The organism is Streptomyces sp. 150FB (assembly GCF_000818195.1).
Classification (GTDB): domain Bacteria; phylum Actinomycetota; class Actinomycetes; order Streptomycetales; family Streptomycetaceae; genus Streptomyces.
In genome coordinates this window covers 866,565-867,939 of the sequence record NZ_JTHL01000001.1, presented here as the reverse complement: position 1 = coordinate 867,939, position 1,375 = coordinate 866,565, and the positions used below count along the sequence as shown (strand labels likewise).

At 74.6% G+C, this 1,375-nt stretch carries 1 protein-coding gene; it reads left to right on the top strand.

From position 1 onward, the window contains the following. The coding region (locus tag QR77_RS48210) for a beta-ketoacyl reductase (protein ID WP_040027228.1) at positions 1 to 1,375 on the top strand (1,375 nt) is incomplete at both ends.

The following is a 1,375-nucleotide window of genomic DNA, read 5'->3' as shown; positions in this document are numbered from 1 at the left end:
GATCACCGGCGGGCTCGGCGCCCTCGGGGCGCACGTCGCCCGCTGGCTGGCCTCGGCCGGTGCCGAACACCTGCTGCTGACCGGTCGACGGGGCCCGGAGACGCCGGGCGCCGACGAACTCGTCGCCGAACTCACCGGGCTCGGCGCCCGGGTCACCGTCGCCGCCTGCGACGTGGCCGACAGGGACGCCCTCGCGCGGCTGCTCGCGGGCATTCCCGAGGAGACCCCGCTGACGGCCGTGGTGCACGCGGCGGGCGTCCTCGACGACGGCGTGGTCGACTCGATCACCCCTGACCGCGCGGCGGGCGTGGCCCGGCCCAAGGCCGACGCCGCGCTGCACCTGCACGAACTCACCCGCGAGCTGGACCTGTCCGCGTTCGTCATGTTCTCCTCGCTCGCCTCCACCATCGGCGGCACCGGGCAGGGCAGTTACGCCGCGGCCAACGCCTACCTCGACGCGCTCGCCCTGCACCGCCGCGACCTCGGTCTGACCGCCACCTCCGTCTCGTGGGGCCTGTGGGGCGGTGAGAGCCTGACCGACGAGGCGGTGGCCGCCCGGCTGATCCGCGACGGTCTGCCCGCGATGGACCCCGAACGCGCGGTCACCGAGCTACGGCATGCCGTCGGCAACGGCGAACCGCACGTGATCGTCTCCGACTTCGCCTGGGACCGCTTCGTCCCCGCGTTCACCGCGCTGCGGCCCAGCCCGCTCATCGGCGACCTGCCGGAGGTGGCCGCGCTCACCGAGCGGCTGCCCGCACCCGCGCCGTCCACCGCCCTGGACCGGGCGGCCCTGCTGGTGCTGGTGCGCACAGCGGCCGCCGAGGCCCTGGGCTACCCCGACCCCGAAGTGATCGGCAGGGACCGGGTGTTCAAGGACCTCGGCTGCGACTCGCTCACCGCGGTCGAACTGCGCAACAAGCTCGCCGAGGCGACCGGGCTGCGGCTCCCGGTCACCCTCGTCTTCGACCACCCCACGCCCGCCGCCGTGGTCGACCACCTCGCCGCGGAACTGGGCGAGGCGGTCGGAACCCGGCCCGCCGCCGCGCCCGCCACGAGCGCGGCGGTCACCGACGACGAGATCGCCATCGTCGCCGTCGGCTGCCGCTTCCCCGGTGGCGTCCGTACCCCTGAGGACTTCTGGCGGCTCATCAGCGAGGGCGAGGACGCGATCACGCCGTTCCCGACCGACCGCGGCTGGGACCTGGACGCCCTCTACGACCCCGACCCCGACCATCACGGCACGACGTACGCCCGCGAGGGCGGCTTCCTGCACGATCTGGCCGACTTCGACCCCGCCTTCTTCGGGATCTCCCCGCGCGAGGCGCTGACCATCGACCCGCAGCAGCGGCTGCTGCTGGAGACGAGCTGGGAG